Raw genomic sequence first — 15164 nt, forward strand, 5'->3', positions numbered from 1 at the left:
GTGTGGTTCAAAGGGCTGGCGGGTCAGCGTGCTGAGTGTACCCGGGGCAAGCAAGCCCCCGGTACGCGTTCGTGTTTAGTGGAATACCGCGTCAGGGTTATCCAGACTGTCTGATCCTTCGAATTCGATCTGGTCCAGTTCCAGTGCGCTCACGATGCGCTCGATTGTCTTGGTCTGCTCGATCAGGCCGTTGACGCCGGCCATGATCAGGGTTTCACCGCCTTCGTTGCCGCGTTCCAGCATTTGGTCATAGGCAAACCCTGCTTCCGCGGTCGATTTGATTCTGCCAAGGGCTTGCATCGTGACGGCCAGTTTCGCCTTCATCTCGGCGTCCAGTGCCGGATCAGTTGCGATCACCAGATCGGCCAGCGATGCGCCTGACACAGGTGTGCCATCGATGCGGGTATAGCTGCCCAGATAGACGTTCAGAACGCCCAGTCCATCGTAGTAATGGCTGTTGTGGGTGTTGTCCGAAAAGCAATCATGTTCTTCTTCCGGGTCGTTCAGCATCAGGCCCAGACGCATCCGCTCACCCGCTTGTTCACCGTAGGACAGTGAACCCATACCGGTCAGGATCGCACTGACACCCCCAGTTTCGTTTTCCATCAGCGCCGCGCGCGCCGCGCCGCCTTGTTTCCACTGGTCCGCCATCCAGCTCAGGTCGCTGACCAGCAGGTCGGTTGCGGCGCTCAGATACTGGGCACGACGGTCGCAATTGCCACCGGTGCAGGCATCGCCGTTTGCATAATCGGTTGCCGGACGGTTGCCTGCACCTGCCCCGTGTCCATTCATGTCCTGACCCCACAGCAGGAACTCGATAGCGTGGTAGCCGGTCGCGACATTGGCTTCGATACCATCAGCTTCATGCAGGGTTTCGCTCAGCAGTTCCGGAGTAATCTCGCTGGCGTCAATGGTTTCGCCCGACAGTTCGAAGCTAGGGTTGGCGATGACATTCAGAACCGCAAATTCGTTCTCATCCGTCGCGCCACCATAGGCCGCGTCGACATAATCAATCAGACCTTCATCCAGTGGCCAACCGTTTACTTTGCCTTCCCAGTCATCAACGATTGCGTTGCCAAAACGATAAACTTCGGTCTGTTGATAAGGCACACGCGCTGCAACCCATGCTGCCCGTGCCGCATTCAGGGTCGCGTCCGAGGGTTCGGCAATCAGCACACCGACTGCGTCCCGCAAAACCTTTGCCGCAGTCAGGCTGTCGTCATACTTGGCTTCGGCAATATCGGCATAGGTTTCCAGAATATCCGCTTTTGTCGGCACATCACCGGCAAAAGCAAAAGTGGCTGTCGCAAATGTCAAAGCGCTGGCTGTTGCAAACAACTTGGTCATAGGGGTCGTTACTTTCTTGTCTGAACTGTCAAATCAGGCGGGTTTGTTCCCGCGGCGGCTTTCGTTGAAATAACTGAGTTAAAAAGTCAACATTGTCAATCTGAGTTTTTTTGTCGGATAATGAAACCGCTGACTCGGTTGCCACTATCCCCATATCTGGCGGGGGTTCGGTCCGGCGGATCACATTGTGCGGTACATGTTTCGGGCTAAAATCAGCCAAGTGATTCTTTGTAGGTGGTTTGTTGTTCATGAAGCGCGTGGTTCTGGCCTTGTTCCTGTTTCCTGCGGCACTTGCGGCGCAAGCAACGCAGGTTTCCACGCCTCATCACCATGGTTCAGCCCAGATCGACATCGTGTTTTCTGACACCGGGTTCGCCTTGGCGCTGAGGGTGCCAAGCATGGACATCGTCGGGTTTGAAACCCCGGTTGAAAACGATGACAGCCGCACACGTGTGGCCATAGCAATGTCAAAACTTTCCGACCCGCTGAACCTGTTCGTTACCCCGCCCGAAGCTGGGTGCTCTACGGTGGCCGCCCATGTGGTTCTGACATATGGCATCACACTGCAGAGTGGTGAGGCGAACGCAGTCACAGGCTCCACAACGGCGGAGAGTCACTCGGAGTTTCAGGCGGACTATGTCATTCAGTGTCACGATATGAGTGCGCTGAACATGATCGAGTTCGCCTATTTCGCGCAGTTCAGTGGGACCGACCAGCTGAACATCCAGTTGAAAACGGGCGGGGCACAGGACGCGGTCGACATCACACGCGCGGCACCATATCTCGATCTTCCGCCGGATCGATGAGCGCTGAAATCAGCTGAAATCAAAAGGAAAACCAAAAGTGGTGTTCCAGTTTGATGCTTTGGGGATATTGGTAGCGGAGGAGGGACTTGAACCCCCGACACGCGGATTATGATTCCGCTGCTCTAACCAACTGAGCTACTCCGCCGTGAGTGAGAGGCGATGTAAGCGAGGGGCCGGGAAGGGTCAAGAGGGAAATCGCCCTAACCGGGGAATTCTTTCACGGGCTCTGTCGCCGTGTCCTGGAAGGGCGTCTGACGGAATATCGTGGTATCCACCGATCTGCGGATAAACGCGGCGCATATCTCCGGTTCTGTGATCAGGATCATATGACCCAGACCGTCAAGCTCTTCATAGCTCAGACCATATTTGACCATCGGCGGTCCGTGAAGGGCAGGGGACAGAAGTGCGTCCTGACGACCATACAATATCCCACCGGGGACCGATAGCTCGGGATATCTGGCCACCAGCGCATCGCAGCTGGCATCCAAACCGATAACGTCCTGCGAGGCCGTGACAAAGGCCGAAGGGCGCAGCCCGAGCGCACCACCCGCCCGGTCCAGAAAGTCATTTGGAGGGGTTTCAGGATCAAATGCCACGCCCAGACTGTGCGGCGCTGTTTTTGAGGCCATGGGCACTGCAATCGTGTTGGCAATCAGACTGCGCAGCCATTTGGTCCGAATCTCGAGCGGTTTGAATATCACCGGTGTTTCAGGCAGCCTGTGCGTTAGTGGAGCCAACAGAGCGAGGCTGGATACCCGCTCGGGGTAATCCAAAGCCAGTGCCAGCGACACCGCACCGCCCAGAGAATGCCCCACCAGCACGGCCTGATTCACGCCTTTGGTTTCAAGAAACTCAGCTATCATCGCGGCCTGCTGCGGCAATTGTGCGAGTTCTGCAGTATCCCGGGTTGAATATCCGCAACCGGGGCGATCCAGCGCGATCACGTGGAAATCCTCGGCCAGTTGATCTGCCAACGCGTAGGTAAAATGCTGTAACTGCCCAGCCAGACCATGAATCAGGATAACCGTCTGCGCGTCCGGATTGCCCTTTTCCACATAGTGGATGCTGCCGCCCTGCACGGGCACGATCTGGCCCATCTGCGGCACGGTTTTTAGCCCCTGACGGGTTATACGCCGGGTCCACAGGGCCATGGCCAGAAGAAAGACGGCAAAGGCCGCAACCAGGCTAAGAAAAATTGTCATCTAGCTGTCTCCGGTCCTAATAGGGATGTATTGCTCCAATCCCGATTGTGACATGCGTTTCTGAAACTCGGCAACTGTTCCGGGCCAAAGCGTCGTGTTTTGCCCGTCCGCATCAATGTACCAGGATGTGCAGCCTCCGGTCTGCCAGACACTGTCCGCGTGGCGGTCCTGCATTTCCTGTGTAAAGGCCGCCTGTTTCGCCGCATCGGGGGTGATCACCGACAGTTCCTTGCGTTGCATCTCGCTCAGAACCCGGCCGATATGCCCGACCTGAGCTTCGATCATCAACACGACCGAATTATGCCCAAGCCCGGTATGAGGCCCCAGAAGGATGAAGAAGTTGGGAAAACCGGCTATCGCCGTGCCCAGATGAGCAGACATCCCGTTTGTCCAGGCCGACCGCAGCGTTAGCCCATCTGTGCCAGTAATATCCAACCTCTCTACGACATTGGTAACCTGAAACCCGGTGCCCCAGATCAGCGCGTCTGCCTCTGCCCTGGTGCCATCTGACGCGAGGATGCTGTTGCCATCGATACTGGCCACGCCGTGCGGAATGACGCTGACATTGTCGCGGGCCAGCGCCGGGTACCAGTCATTTGAACTGAGAATGCGTTTGCACCCAATTCGATAGTCCGGGGTCAGAATGCGCCGTTCTTCGGGGTCGGCAATCGCGCCTTCCAACGATTTTCGCCACATCTTCAGAGCAAAGTTCATCGCGCGTTCCTCGCCCCTGAACACGCGGTGACGAAACTCGAAGAACATGAAAATCAGTTTGCGCCGGATGCGCGGAAGCAGGGGAAGGTAGGCATATAGTTTGCGCACCCAAGGTGCGATCGGGCCGTCAGGGCGCGGCATGACGTAAGGCGCGCTGCGTTGAAAAACGGTGACGTGGCCCGCAACCTTGGCAATCTCGGGCACGAACTGAACGGCTGACGCCCCGGTGCCGACAACAGCCACATGCTTTCCGGTCAGATCGACGGTGTGATCCCATTCGGCCGAATGAAAACAGGGGCCGGGAAAACTGCCCGCGCCGGGAATGTCCGGAATGCTGGGATGATGCAGCGCGCCGATGGCCGAGACCAGAAACCGGGCCGACCAGAACTGGCCATCCATGGTTTCGACCTGCCAAAGCGTGCCATCCCATTTTGCCGATTTCAGCGCCTGCCCAAAGTGGCAAAGATCATACAACCCTTCCTGATGCGCGACATTTTGCAGATATTTCTGTATCTCTGCGCCACCGGCATAGGCGCGGCTCCACTGCGGATTAGGGTGGGTCGCCATGGAATACAGATGCGAAGGAACATCGCAGGCGACGCCAGGATAGGTGTTCTCGCGCCACGTGCCACCGATATCTTCGGCCTTTTCCAGAATGGCGATATCTTTGATGCCACGCTTGCGCGCCTCAAGCGCCATCGTCAGCCCCGAGAACCCGGCACCGATGATCAGCATCTCTGTCGTGTGGTGCATTGAAGCGCCCCTCCTGAAACAACTTTATGGATATCTGTTGCAGATGTCTGCACGTGATTGGCAGTGAAGTAGGTCACACAAGGTAAATTGACCGAACGACCTTACGTGAACAGACATGGCGAAAAACCGTCATCAGGGCGGTGTCGCTTCCTGCAAACACATATCGCAATCAGAGAGGTGAACGGCGCGTAATTCCGTCAGTCTGATTCAAAACAGGAGGATTGCCCCTTGTCGACCCGTACTCTTACACGCGCTGGTGGGCGTTCCGCGCGCCGCGCTCTTCGCACCGCGCCGAATTTTGACATGCTGCCGGGGCTGACACGCGGCATCCCGCATTGCGAAGTTATGGACGGACGTCAGGTTGAGCTTATCGACAAGGCCGCCATGGATATTCTGGAGAATGTCGGTGTCCAGTTTCGCGACCCGACCGCAGTGGAAGACTGGAAGAAAGCGGGCGCGAAGGTTGACGGAGAGCTGGTCTTTCTGGATCGCAACATGGTGCGCGAGCTGATCGCGACCGTTCCGACGCAATTCACCTATCACGCGCGCGATCCGCAAAAGAACCTCGCACTCGGCGGCAAGCACTCGATCTTCGTGCCGATGACCGGCGCGCCGTTTCTTCGTGATCTTGACGACGTGCGCCGGAACCCGACGCTGGACGATCTGGCGATGTTTCACAAACTGTCGCACATGATGCCCGCACTGCACAGTTCGGCCCATCATATCGTCGAACCTTACGATCACCCGATCAGCCAGCGGCACTTGCACATCACTTTTTCGTCGATGAAATACTCCGACAAGACCTTCATGGGTATGACCACCTCGCCCAGGAATGCCGAAGACGTGATGGACATGTGCGACATCCTGTTCGGCGAAGGTTTCATCGATGACCACCCGGTTACAACAGGCAACTGCAACGGCAACAGCCCATTGGTCTGGGATGAAACCATGCTGGGTGCAATGCGTGCCTTCTGCCGCCGGAACCAGCCGGTCTTGTGCTCGCCCTTCGTTCTGGGCGGTGCCAATACGCCCGCATCGGTACCCGCAACCGTGGCACAGCTGACCGCCGAGGCGCTTTCGGCGCTGGCCTATACGCAGGTGATCCGCAAGGGCTGTCCGGCGATCTGGGGGCACTACCTGTCAACCGTTTCGATGAAATCCGGTGCGCCGATGGCAGGGACGCCTGAAATTAGTCTGATGAATTTCATGATCGGTCAGATGGCGCGCTATTACGATGTGCCATGGCGCACTTCGAACACGTTGGGCGGGGCCAAGACGTTTGACGCGCAGGCTGGGTACGAATCCGCCACAACTCTGGGCGCTGTTCTGCATGCAGGGGCCCATTACATCTGGCATTCGGCAGGCTGGAACGAGGCGGGGATGCATTGTTCGGTTGCAAAGTTTGTGGTGGACGCGGAACAATGCGCGATGGCCTATCGGATGGCGGAAGGTCCTAAATGGCACGATTTCGATCAGGCGTTGGCGGCGGTTTCTGATGTGGGTCCCGGCGGACACTATCTGGGTCATCCGCACACGCAGGACAATTTCCAGACTGCGTTCTTCATGCCGGAACTGTTCGACAACAACTCGATCGAACAGTGGGTGGCGGAAGGTGAAGTTGAAATCACCGAACGCGCTCTGAAATACGCGAGGAAGCTTTTAGCCGAGTATCAGGAACCAAAGCTGGACGAGGCCAAGAACGACGCCCTTCTGGACTATGTCGCCCGCCGTGAGAGAGAAATTCCGGCAGCAGATGAGCTAAACCAGACATACTGATGCAAACTCCCCGTGCTGGCCTGCCCGAAACACCGGGCGGGTTCTTTTTCGTTCAAGACCAAGAGACCAAAATGAAGATCGCCGAATTGCACATCTACAGCCACGACCTGTCGGTCAAAAACGGACCCTACACCATGGCCAATGCACAGGTCTGGTCCTTGGATACCACGCTGGTGAAAGTTGTGGCGGACAACGGTCTGGTTGGCTGGGGGGAAACCTGCCCAGTTGGGCCAACATATGCCGAGGCGCACGCAGCAGGTGCCCGCGCAGCGCTTGCCGAAATGGCCCCTGGCTTGATCGGGGTCGAGGTGCTGCCCCTGTCCCTGCATCGCCGGATGGATAGGCTGCTGAACGGGCATGCCTATGCTAAGGCGGCCATCGATATCGCGGTGCATGACCTGCTGGGCAAGCATCTGGGCGTTCCGGTCTGTGACCTGCTGGGCGGTGCGACCACGAACAAGGTACCATCCTACTACGCCACTGGCGTCGGCGCGCCCGATGACATTGCCCGGCTGGCAGGCGAAAAGCTGGCAGAAGGCTACCCCCGTCTGCAGATCAAAGTTGGGGGTCGCCCGGTCGAGATCGACATCGAAACCATCCGAAAAGTCTGAGATGTGGTCAAAGGATCAGGCATGCGACTTGCCGTCGACGGCAACCGGGGCTGGACCACGCGCGACGCCCTGTGTGTTAGCCGCGAATGCCCCGAAATCCCGTTCATCATGGAACAGCCCTGCAACACCATCGAAGACTTGCAGAAGATCCGGCCTCAGGTCGCACACGGTATATACATGGATGAAAACAGCACCAGCTTGAACATCGTGATTTCGGCAGCGGGCACCGGTTTGGTCGATGGGTTCGGCATGAAGGTCACCCGCATCGGCGGTCTGCATCCGATGCGCGCTTTCCGCGACATCTGCGAGGCGCGCAACCTGCCACACACCTGCGATGACAGCTGGGGAGGAGACATCATCGCTGCCGCCAGTACTCATATCGGTGCCACCGTTCGGCCCGACCTGCTGGAAGGGGTCTGGCTGGCCGCGCCTTATATCGAGGGAAACTACGACCCTGAAAACGGCATCCGGATCAAAGGTGGGCATATTGAACTGCCAACCGGGCCGGGGTTGGGCGTGGTTCCTGATGAAGGCCAATTCGGTGCTCCGGTTGCATCGATCTAACAATGGATGACTTTATGAACCTGAATGGAAAATCGGCTCTGGTCACTGGCGCAGCCGGTGGCATCGGGGCGTCAATCGTTCAACGCCTGCGCAACGCGGGGGCGCGGGTCGCCGTCGCAGACCGGTCGGTCGGTGGCATCGAGGCTGAGGCACATCTGCCCGGCGATTTACTTGATCCCGCCTATTCTGATTGCTTACCTCAGGCTGCGGCTTCGGCGCTGGGTGGGCTCGATATCGTGATCAACAATGCAGGCGTCATCACGCGCGGGTCGGTCACGGAAACGTCTGATGCGGATTGGTCTCTGTCACTGGGGGTCAACGTTGAAGCGCCCTTTCGTATCTGCCGTGCCGCGATTCCAATCATGGCCGAAGCAGGGAGTGGGGCCATCGTCAACACCGCGTCCTGCTGGGGGTTGCGTCCGGGCCCTAACCACGCCGTGTATTGTATGACCAAAGCGGCCATTGCGTCCTTGACCCAGTGCATGGGCATGGACCACGCACATCAGGGCATTCGCATCAACGCAGTATGCCCGAACGAAGTGAATACTCCGATGCTGCGCTCGGGCTTTGAAAAGCGGGGTTTTGATCCCGATTCCGCGGTGGCTTCGCTGAGCCAAACCGTACCGCTGGGCCGGATCGCCGAACCGGAAGACATCGCCGACGTGATCATGTTCCTTGTCTCGGACGCATCGCGCTATGTTTGCGGTACGTTGGTCGAGGTCAACGGAGGGAAGCCCGTTTCATGAGGCGTTTCGATGGAAAAGTAGCGCTGGTCACCGGCGGGCGTAGCGGCATCGGTCAGGCCATCGCCCGACGTTTGCAAGACGAAGGTGCACAGGTCTTTACCGCCCAACGCGGCGAGGACAGAGAATTCCATGGAATCGCTGCTGATTTCACCGATCCCAACAGCCCCGAGCAGGTGGTCGGCAATGTGATCGCTGAAGCCAAGCGTCTGGATGTGTTGGTCAACAACGCCGGCATGATGCAGGAAGCCTCGGTCGAGGAAATGAGCCTTGAGGACTGGCAGCGTATCCTGACGGTCAACCTCACCGCACCGTTCCTGATGATCAAGGCCGCACTGCCCCACTTGCGCAAAACCAAAGGCACCATCGTCAACACCGGATCCATCGAAGGTTTGGGCAGCAATCCCGGCCACGCCGCTTACTGCGCGTCCAAAGCAGGGTTGCACGGCCTGACCCGCGCCGTTGCCGTGGATCATGGGGCCGAAGGCATCCGATGCAATGCCGTTGCGCCGGGATGGGTCGATACCGAGCTGAATGAGGATTTCATTGAATCCATGCCCGACCCGGCTGCATTCCGTCGCGACATTGCCAAAATCCACCCTGTCACCCGGACGGGACGTCCTGAAGAAGTTGCGGCGCTCGTCGCGTTTCTGGCATCAAAGGATGCAGCTTTTGTCACCGGGCAGGTCTATACGGTGGATGGAGGGCGCATGGCGAAGCTCAGCTTGCCTTGACCTCATTCCTTGCCTGACCGCCATTCTTTCCAGATCAGATAGCTGTTTACTCCAAACGAGGCGAACGGTTCGGGTGGCAATCGCGGCAGGTCCGGTTGCGCCAGAAAATGATCTGCAATCTCTGATCCACCTTGCAGTACCAGTTCTGCCACCCCTATTCCCTGCAAGGTGCCTCGAGCGATACCCAGACCGTTCTGACAACAGGCCGAGAACACATCATCCTGCAATTCGCCAAACGCCGCAGATCCGTTGCGGCTGAGGCAAAGCATCCCGGCCCAGCGATGTTCCATCTGCACATCCGGCAGATGCGGGAAGCGTTCCCTAAACTTTCGGTCATGCACCCAGCCTGCATTGCGCAGTCGCATTGGACTGGTCTCGATTGTTGGATGAAAGCTTGAGCAGGTGCGAATCAGGATGCGATCCCCATAGCTGCCGGAAATGCGCCGTACTGACGTCCCCATCGGGTTCGCTGGCGTCACCGACCAGCGCGACTTCCCGCCTAGTGTCTTGATCTGCGCCTCGTTCAGCGGGGCTGTGAGCGAGGCGTAAAGGCAAATGTGCATCAATTGCCGCTGGTAGAACCCAAAGCTCTCCAGGTGGCCGTTATTGGCCAGAATTATCCGCCCGGTGCTCACCTTGGCCTTGTTGGTGCTGACCACCCAGCCTGCGCCTTGTTGTTCCAAACCGGTGACGGGTGAATGCTCGAACACTTCGATCTGCCCGGCCAGACGGGCGGATAGCGCACGCACATATGCCGCAGGCTGGATCATCACTGTCCCCGGCGCATAAAGCCCCGAGGTATAGTGTGGGCTGCCTGTGATCTCTTGCATCTGCTGCTGATCATAAAGCGTATGCGGCTCGCCCAGTTTGGTCAGGTGCGCGGCAAAGGCGCGGTTTTGCGCGTCGCCCGCTTTGGTGGCGGCGGCATTGTATTTGCCGCAAGGGTCGAACATTTCCTGTGGCAGCCCGCAATCGGAGGCCACTTCGGTCGCAAAGGCAATGGCCTTGCGGTTCAGCGCAATGGTGGCGCGATCTGCCTCTGATCCCTTGCCCGCGTAGTTATCCGAGGCCAAATCATGGGGCAAGTCGATCATGAACCCCGAATTCCGGCCTGCCGAGCTCTCCGCGAAGCGATCGGCTTCCAGCAGAACGATTTTCAGCGAAGAATCCAATTGATGCAGCCGCCGTGCCGCGCTGAGCCCGGCAAACCCGCCGCCAACTATTGTGATATCCGCGGTAAGGTTCCGTTCCAGCACCGCCAGAGGTGTTTGGGGCGGCAGAATCGTATTCCATCCCGACGGGCCTGTCTGCCGGGGTAGCCTTTTGGCGTCGTGTCGGCTCAACCGACGGCCTCATCCGCGTCATCGGCCAGATCGATCCAGATGGTTTTCAACTGTGTGTACTGGTCATGAGCATGGATCGAGTTATCACGGCCACCAAATCCCGATTGCTTGTAGCCACCGAAAGGTGTCGTGATGTCACCTTCGCCGAAGCTGTTCACTGTCACGGTGCCTGCGCGGATCATCCGCGCACCACGAATGGCACGTTTGACATTGGCCGTAAAGATTGAGGCGCACAAGCCATAGTCGGTGTCGTTCGCTATCTGGATCGCTTCATCAAAGCCCGAGACTTCAATTACCGACAAGACAGGGCCAAAGATTTCCTCGCGCGCCAAAGTAGCGTCATTGCCGGGCACTTCGACCACGGTGGCCTCGACAAACCCGTTGTCCGCTTTGCCACCGATCACCACGTTCTCGGCCTGATCCAGATAGCCACAAACCTTGGTGTAGTGGTCTTCGCTCACCAGTGCGCCCATGCGGGTTTCGGGGTCGAGCGGGTCGCCGATGTTCCATTGTTTGGCGTGATGCGCGATGCGCTCCAGCAGCTCAGCCTTCACTTTCTTATGCACGATCAGGCGTGACGAGGCCGAGCAGTTCTCACCCATGTTCCAGAATGCGCCATTGACGATATGCGCCGCCACACGGTCGAGGTTTTCGGCATCCTCCATGACGATAGCAGGGTTCTTGCCCCCCATCTCCAACACCACCTCTTTGGCGTTGCTTTCTGCCGAATAGGTCAGAAAACGTTTGCCGGTCACGGTCGAGCCTGTGAAGGACACCATGTCGATATCCATGTGCCGCCCAATGGGTTCGCCCACCTCGGCCCCGCCACCGGGAACGATGTTCAAGACACCGCGCGGCAAGCCGGCCTCCATCGCCAATTCGGCAAGGCGCAGGGCCGTCAAAGTGGTTTCCATCGCCGGTTTTACAACAACAGAACAGCCTGCCGCCAGCGCTGGCCCGATCTTCCATGCCAACATCAGCAGCGGAAAATTCCACGGCAGCACCAGACCCACAACGCCGATTGGCTCGCGCACCACCATGGCGATGTGATCGTCGCTGGCGGGCGAAACCTGATCGTAAATCTTGTCAATCGCCTCGGCGTGCCACTTCAGGCAGTGGATCGTCTCGGGCACGTCAACAGTTTCGCAGTCAAAGATCGTCTTGCCGCTGTCGATGCTTTCCATCACGGCCAGTTCACGGGCGTTGCGGGTTACCAGTTTGCACAACCTGATCAATACATCCTTGCGATCAGACGGATGCAGTTTGCTCCATCGGCCATCGTCAAACGCCTCACGAGCTTTCGCGACCGCAAAATCCACATCTGCCCCATCGCAAGATGCAATATCGGCCAGATTTTCACCGGTTGCAGGGTTCACTGTCGCAAAGGTCCGGCCTGAGATCGCCGGACGGAATGCGCCGTCGATAAAGGCACCTGTCGGCAGGGTCAGGCCTGCGGCGATGGATTTGTATTCGTCCTGTGTCAGCAGATCCATATCTCTTACCCCTCTGCCACGATGTCGGCGATTGTCTTTTTCAGCACGCGCGTGACCTGTTCCAGCGCGCGCTTGTCATCCTTGTTCAGGCCCTTCAGCGGAGGCCGCATGATACCCGCGTCGATCCCGTTCATCGTGACGCCATGCTTGATGGTCTGGATGAACTTGCCACCCTGTTCCAGTGCCCGCATCAGCGGCATCATCGCAGACATGATCCGGCGTCCCTTGGTGAAATTCCCTTCGACCACGCAGGCATGATAAAGAGCCACATGTTCGGCAGGTAGGAAGTTCGACCCGCCACACACCCAGAACGGCGCGCCCCAGGCAAAGAACTCGAGTGCTTGGTCGTCCATTCCACAGCCCAGCTGGATATGCGGATAATCCCGCGCCAGCAGATGCACCCGGTTGATATCGCCCGAGCTTTCCTTGATGCCGCAGAAATTTCGGCTCCGACCCACGCGGTCAAGGAACTCTTCCCCCATCATTGTGCCGGTACGGTGCGGATAGTTGTAGAGCATCACCGGCAGGTCGGCGGCCTTGTCGATGGCCAGCGCGTTCAGCGCGTTTTCGCGATCCGTCGGCACCGAATAGGGCGGGCTGGCCAACAGGATGGCGTCCGCGCCGATGTCGCGCGCGCCCGCGGCCAACGCAATCGAGTCCGAAGTCAGCATCGCGCCCGTGCCAACCACCAAGGGCAATCGCCCTTTCAGGCGCTGATGCGTGAATTTGGCCAGTTCCAGCCGCTCCGCCACGGTCTGGGCATAATTCTCGCCCGTGGATCCGCCGGAAATCAGGCCGTGCACACCATTTTCGATCAGGTATTCGATCACGTCGGACAGGGCGTCCCAGTTCACGCTTCCATCGTCGTGATAGGGTGTGATCACAGGGGTATATATCCCTTCGAACTTGAAAATCGGGTTCATTCCGTCCTCATGCGGGTTTCGAAAGTGGCGGGATACCCATTGGGACATCCAGTGCGTCAGGCATCACAAACATCCCGATCTGATCCCGGGACAGGTTCCAGTGATCCTCGGCCAGTTTCGCCGCCTCAGCTTCATCGCGTGCCTCGATGGCTGCGATGATCGCGTCATGCTGTTGGCTGGCCAGCGACAGGTTTTCGGACATTTCAACTGTCTGCGGCCGATAAAACGTCATACCAATCCGTGCATGATCGATCAGCAGCCGGTTGAATGACGGAAGCAGGTAGACATTGCCGGACATCTCTCCGGTCACGTCATGAAAACGGTTGTTGGCAAGTGCGCAATCCTCGGCCGACCCTGAATGAAGGGCAGCTTTGAACGCGTGCTGAGCCGCTTTCAGGTCAGCGATTTGCGCGTTAGTCGCGTTCTCTGCCGCCAGACGCAGGATAGCCCCGTAGATCATCGGTGCGGCAAGGAAGAAATCGCGCAGCGTGGTGTAGGACATTTCCGAAACACGGGCACTGCGGTTTTTTCGCAGATCCAGATAGCCTTCGCCAGCCAGTTGACGAAACACTTCGCGCAGAGGCGTGCGCGACAGGCCGAATTCATCGGACAGATGCGCTTCATCCAGATCGTCACCTGGACGAAGGCGCAGAGTCAGGATGGACATCTTCAGGTGTTCTCTGAGCGCATTTTTGCGCGACTTGGCTTCGTCTTTCATCCTTTGGCCTCACTATGTCCTGTGGCAGCTGCGTTCGAATCGCGGAGGTCACAGTTTTGTATTTCTAAAAAATACAACTTGTATACAAAAAAATGTCGTGCAGCATGGATGTCTGCAAAATAGACTCACGTTCGGGCGTCGGCCCAGTTTGGAAATGGTCCTGCTCATGCCTCAGACGCAGCACTTCGCCTTCATCCTGGTCGAGGAGTTTTCGCACCTCGCTTTTTCCTGTGCGGTCGAGCCGCTGAGAATCGCCAACCTTGTAAGTGGCGAAGAGCTGTATCGCTGGTCATTTGTATCCGAACAGGGCGAGCAGGCCGTGTCTTCCAATGGGTCCGTCACCCTTGTGCATTCCGGACTTGAGGAACTGTCCAAGTGCGATCAGCTCTTTGTTTTGTCGGGCATTCACATGCGTGACCACGTGACCCGTTCCCTTCTGGCCACACTGCGGCGCGAACGAGCGCGTGGAACGCGGATCGGGGCATTGTGTTCCGGCGCGTGGCTGCTGGCCGAGGCCGGGTTCCTCAACGGTATGCAGGCGGCGATCCATTGGGAATACCACGACGCGTTCATGGAGGCGTTTCCGGATGTCAATCTGGTGCGCAGCGTCTTTGTCGCCGACGAAAAACACATTACAGCATCAGGTGGAACCGCGACCGCAGACCTGATGCTGCATCTGATCGAACGAGACCATGGCGAAGAGCTGGCCACCGATGTTGCGGATCAAATGGTCTATAACACTGTGCGTAATGCGACCGCTAAGCAGCGCGTTTCGCTGCAGTCGCGCAATGGAATGCGCAATGCCCATCTGGCAAAGGCGATAGATATTATGCAGGACAGCCTGGAAACCCCAGTTTCCCCATCCTTCATTGCAGACAAATTGGGTATTTCCACCCGTCAACTTGAACGGTTGTTTGGCAAATACCTAAACACTTCCCCTAAAAGGTACTTTATGGAAATGCGGCTGGAACGGGCCCGGAAGCTGCTTTTGCAAACCGAGGCGTCGATTACCGAAGTCGCCGTGGCCTGCGGCTTCGAAAATCCGGGTCATTTCTCTAGGGTATACAGATCCAGTTTCGGCATCACGCCGCACGCGCAACGCAACAAGATCAACTGAGAAATATGGGTTGCTGGTTCGCGCTTACCGGCGGGGGTGCCGCGATCTGTTGGCCTCGAACTGGCCTGATCTGGCACCCCCTGATCCTGCCGGGATACCCCCTCGTTAAAAACTGGACTAGTCAACAGACCGGCAGGATTACCCACCAATAAATCTCGATATAGGCACAAGTATATCAAGAACTTGTCATCCAGAGATTTGTTGTGCCCTGTTTCGTTAATCTACCGTTAATTTAAGGCTCAGATTGAGGCTTTGATTGTGGGTAATCTGCAATATCGACATGCGGTCGCCGCAATCTGTTCAACCTGATGGCGTTTCGT

At 57.7% G+C, this 15164-nt stretch carries 12 protein-coding genes, 1 tRNA gene and 1 pseudogene; 6 read left to right on the forward strand and 8 right to left on the reverse strand.

Annotation, left to right across the window (positions count from 1 at the left end; translation table 11 throughout):
• Positions 1 to 75: 75 nt before the first annotated feature.
• Positions 76 to 1347: an imelysin family protein gene (locus tag ACR0BZ_RS00980; RefSeq protein WP_480919217.1), complete on the reverse strand. Its 1272-nt coding sequence runs from the start codon at positions 1345 to 1347 to the stop codon at positions 76 to 78.
• A 248-nt stretch (positions 1348 to 1595) separates the two neighbouring features.
• Here ACR0BZ_RS00980 and ACR0BZ_RS00985 point away from each other — a divergent pair, with 248 nt between their 5' ends.
• A complete protein-coding gene (locus ACR0BZ_RS00985) occupies positions 1596 to 2153 on the forward strand; it encodes a ZrgA family zinc uptake protein (RefSeq protein ID WP_480919218.1) in 558 nt (185 codons plus the stop codon).
• A 68-nt stretch (positions 2154 to 2221) separates the two neighbouring features.
• On the opposite strand, the gene ACR0BZ_RS00990 is transcribed toward ACR0BZ_RS00985, so the two are convergent.
• The 3 genes from ACR0BZ_RS00990 to ACR0BZ_RS01000 all read right to left on the reverse strand — a co-directional run bounded on the left by ACR0BZ_RS00990 (position 2222) and on the right by ACR0BZ_RS01000 (position 4822).
• Positions 2222 to 2298: transfer RNA gene (locus ACR0BZ_RS00990), tRNA-Met, on the reverse strand.
• 55 nt (positions 2299 to 2353) lie between these two features.
• Positions 2354 to 3355 carry an alpha/beta fold hydrolase gene (locus ACR0BZ_RS00995; protein ID WP_480919219.1) on the reverse strand — a complete coding sequence of 334 codons (1002 nt, stop codon included), beginning with the start codon at positions 3353 to 3355 and terminating at the stop codon, positions 2354 to 2356.
• A complete protein-coding gene (locus tag ACR0BZ_RS01000; protein ID WP_480919220.1) occupies positions 3356 to 4822 on the reverse strand; it encodes a flavin-containing monooxygenase in 1467 nt (488 codons plus the stop codon).
• Between the two features lie 228 nt (positions 4823 to 5050).
• Here ACR0BZ_RS01000 and ACR0BZ_RS01005 point away from each other — a divergent pair, with 228 nt between their 5' ends.
• The 4 genes and pseudogenes from ACR0BZ_RS01005 (at position 5051) to ACR0BZ_RS01020 (ending at position 9250) form a co-directional block, all read left to right on the forward strand.
• Entirely contained in the window at positions 5051 to 6598 is a 1548-nt protein-coding gene (locus tag ACR0BZ_RS01005) for a trimethylamine methyltransferase family protein (protein ID WP_480919221.1), read from the forward strand.
• A 71-nt stretch (positions 6599 to 6669) separates the two neighbouring features.
• Positions 6670 to 7773, forward strand: a pseudogene (locus tag ACR0BZ_RS01010) (mandelate racemase/muconate lactonizing enzyme family protein).
• Between the two features lie 14 nt (positions 7774 to 7787).
• Positions 7788 to 8519 (forward strand): SDR family NAD(P)-dependent oxidoreductase, encoded by a 732-nt coding sequence (locus tag ACR0BZ_RS01015; protein WP_480919455.1) that lies wholly within the window; start codon positions 7788 to 7790, stop codon positions 8517 to 8519.
• Positions 8516 to 9250 (forward strand): SDR family NAD(P)-dependent oxidoreductase, encoded by a 735-nt coding sequence (locus ACR0BZ_RS01020; protein WP_480919222.1) that lies wholly within the window; start codon positions 8516 to 8518, stop codon positions 9248 to 9250. Before ACR0BZ_RS01015 ends, ACR0BZ_RS01020 begins: the two co-directional genes overlap by 4 nt.
• A 2-nt stretch (positions 9251 to 9252) precedes the next feature.
• On the opposite strand, the gene ACR0BZ_RS01025 is transcribed toward ACR0BZ_RS01020, so the two are convergent.
• Genes ACR0BZ_RS01025 through ACR0BZ_RS01040 form a run of 4 tightly spaced genes read right to left on the reverse strand, consistent with a single transcriptional unit; the run spans position 9253 to position 13727 of the window.
• On the reverse strand, positions 9253 to 10593 hold the full coding sequence (locus ACR0BZ_RS01025) for an NAD(P)/FAD-dependent oxidoreductase (protein WP_480919223.1): 1341 nt from the start codon (positions 10591 to 10593) through the stop codon (positions 9253 to 9255).
• Complete coding sequence (locus ACR0BZ_RS01030) at positions 10590 to 12086, reverse strand: aldehyde dehydrogenase (RefSeq protein ID WP_480919224.1); 1497 nt, start codon at positions 12084 to 12086, stop codon at positions 10590 to 10592. The genes ACR0BZ_RS01025 and ACR0BZ_RS01030 overlap by 4 nt, the downstream gene beginning before the upstream one ends.
• Before the next feature lie 5 nt (positions 12087 to 12091).
• Positions 12092 to 13009, reverse strand: a complete 918-nt coding sequence (locus tag ACR0BZ_RS01035) for a dihydrodipicolinate synthase family protein (protein WP_480919225.1) — start codon at positions 13007 to 13009, stop codon at positions 12092 to 12094.
• A gap of 7 nt (positions 13010 to 13016) precedes the next feature.
• Positions 13017 to 13727: a GntR family transcriptional regulator gene (locus ACR0BZ_RS01040; RefSeq protein WP_480919226.1), complete on the reverse strand. Its 711-nt coding sequence runs from the start codon at positions 13725 to 13727 to the stop codon at positions 13017 to 13019.
• A 166-nt stretch (positions 13728 to 13893) separates the two neighbouring features.
• Between ACR0BZ_RS01040 and ACR0BZ_RS01045 the strand changes: the two genes are divergently transcribed.
• Complete coding sequence (locus ACR0BZ_RS01045; RefSeq protein ID WP_480919227.1) at positions 13894 to 14844, forward strand: GlxA family transcriptional regulator; 951 nt, start codon at positions 13894 to 13896, stop codon at positions 14842 to 14844.
• Positions 14845 to 15164: the final 320 nt, after the last annotated feature.

The organism is Ruegeria sp. P8, assembly GCF_056534665.1.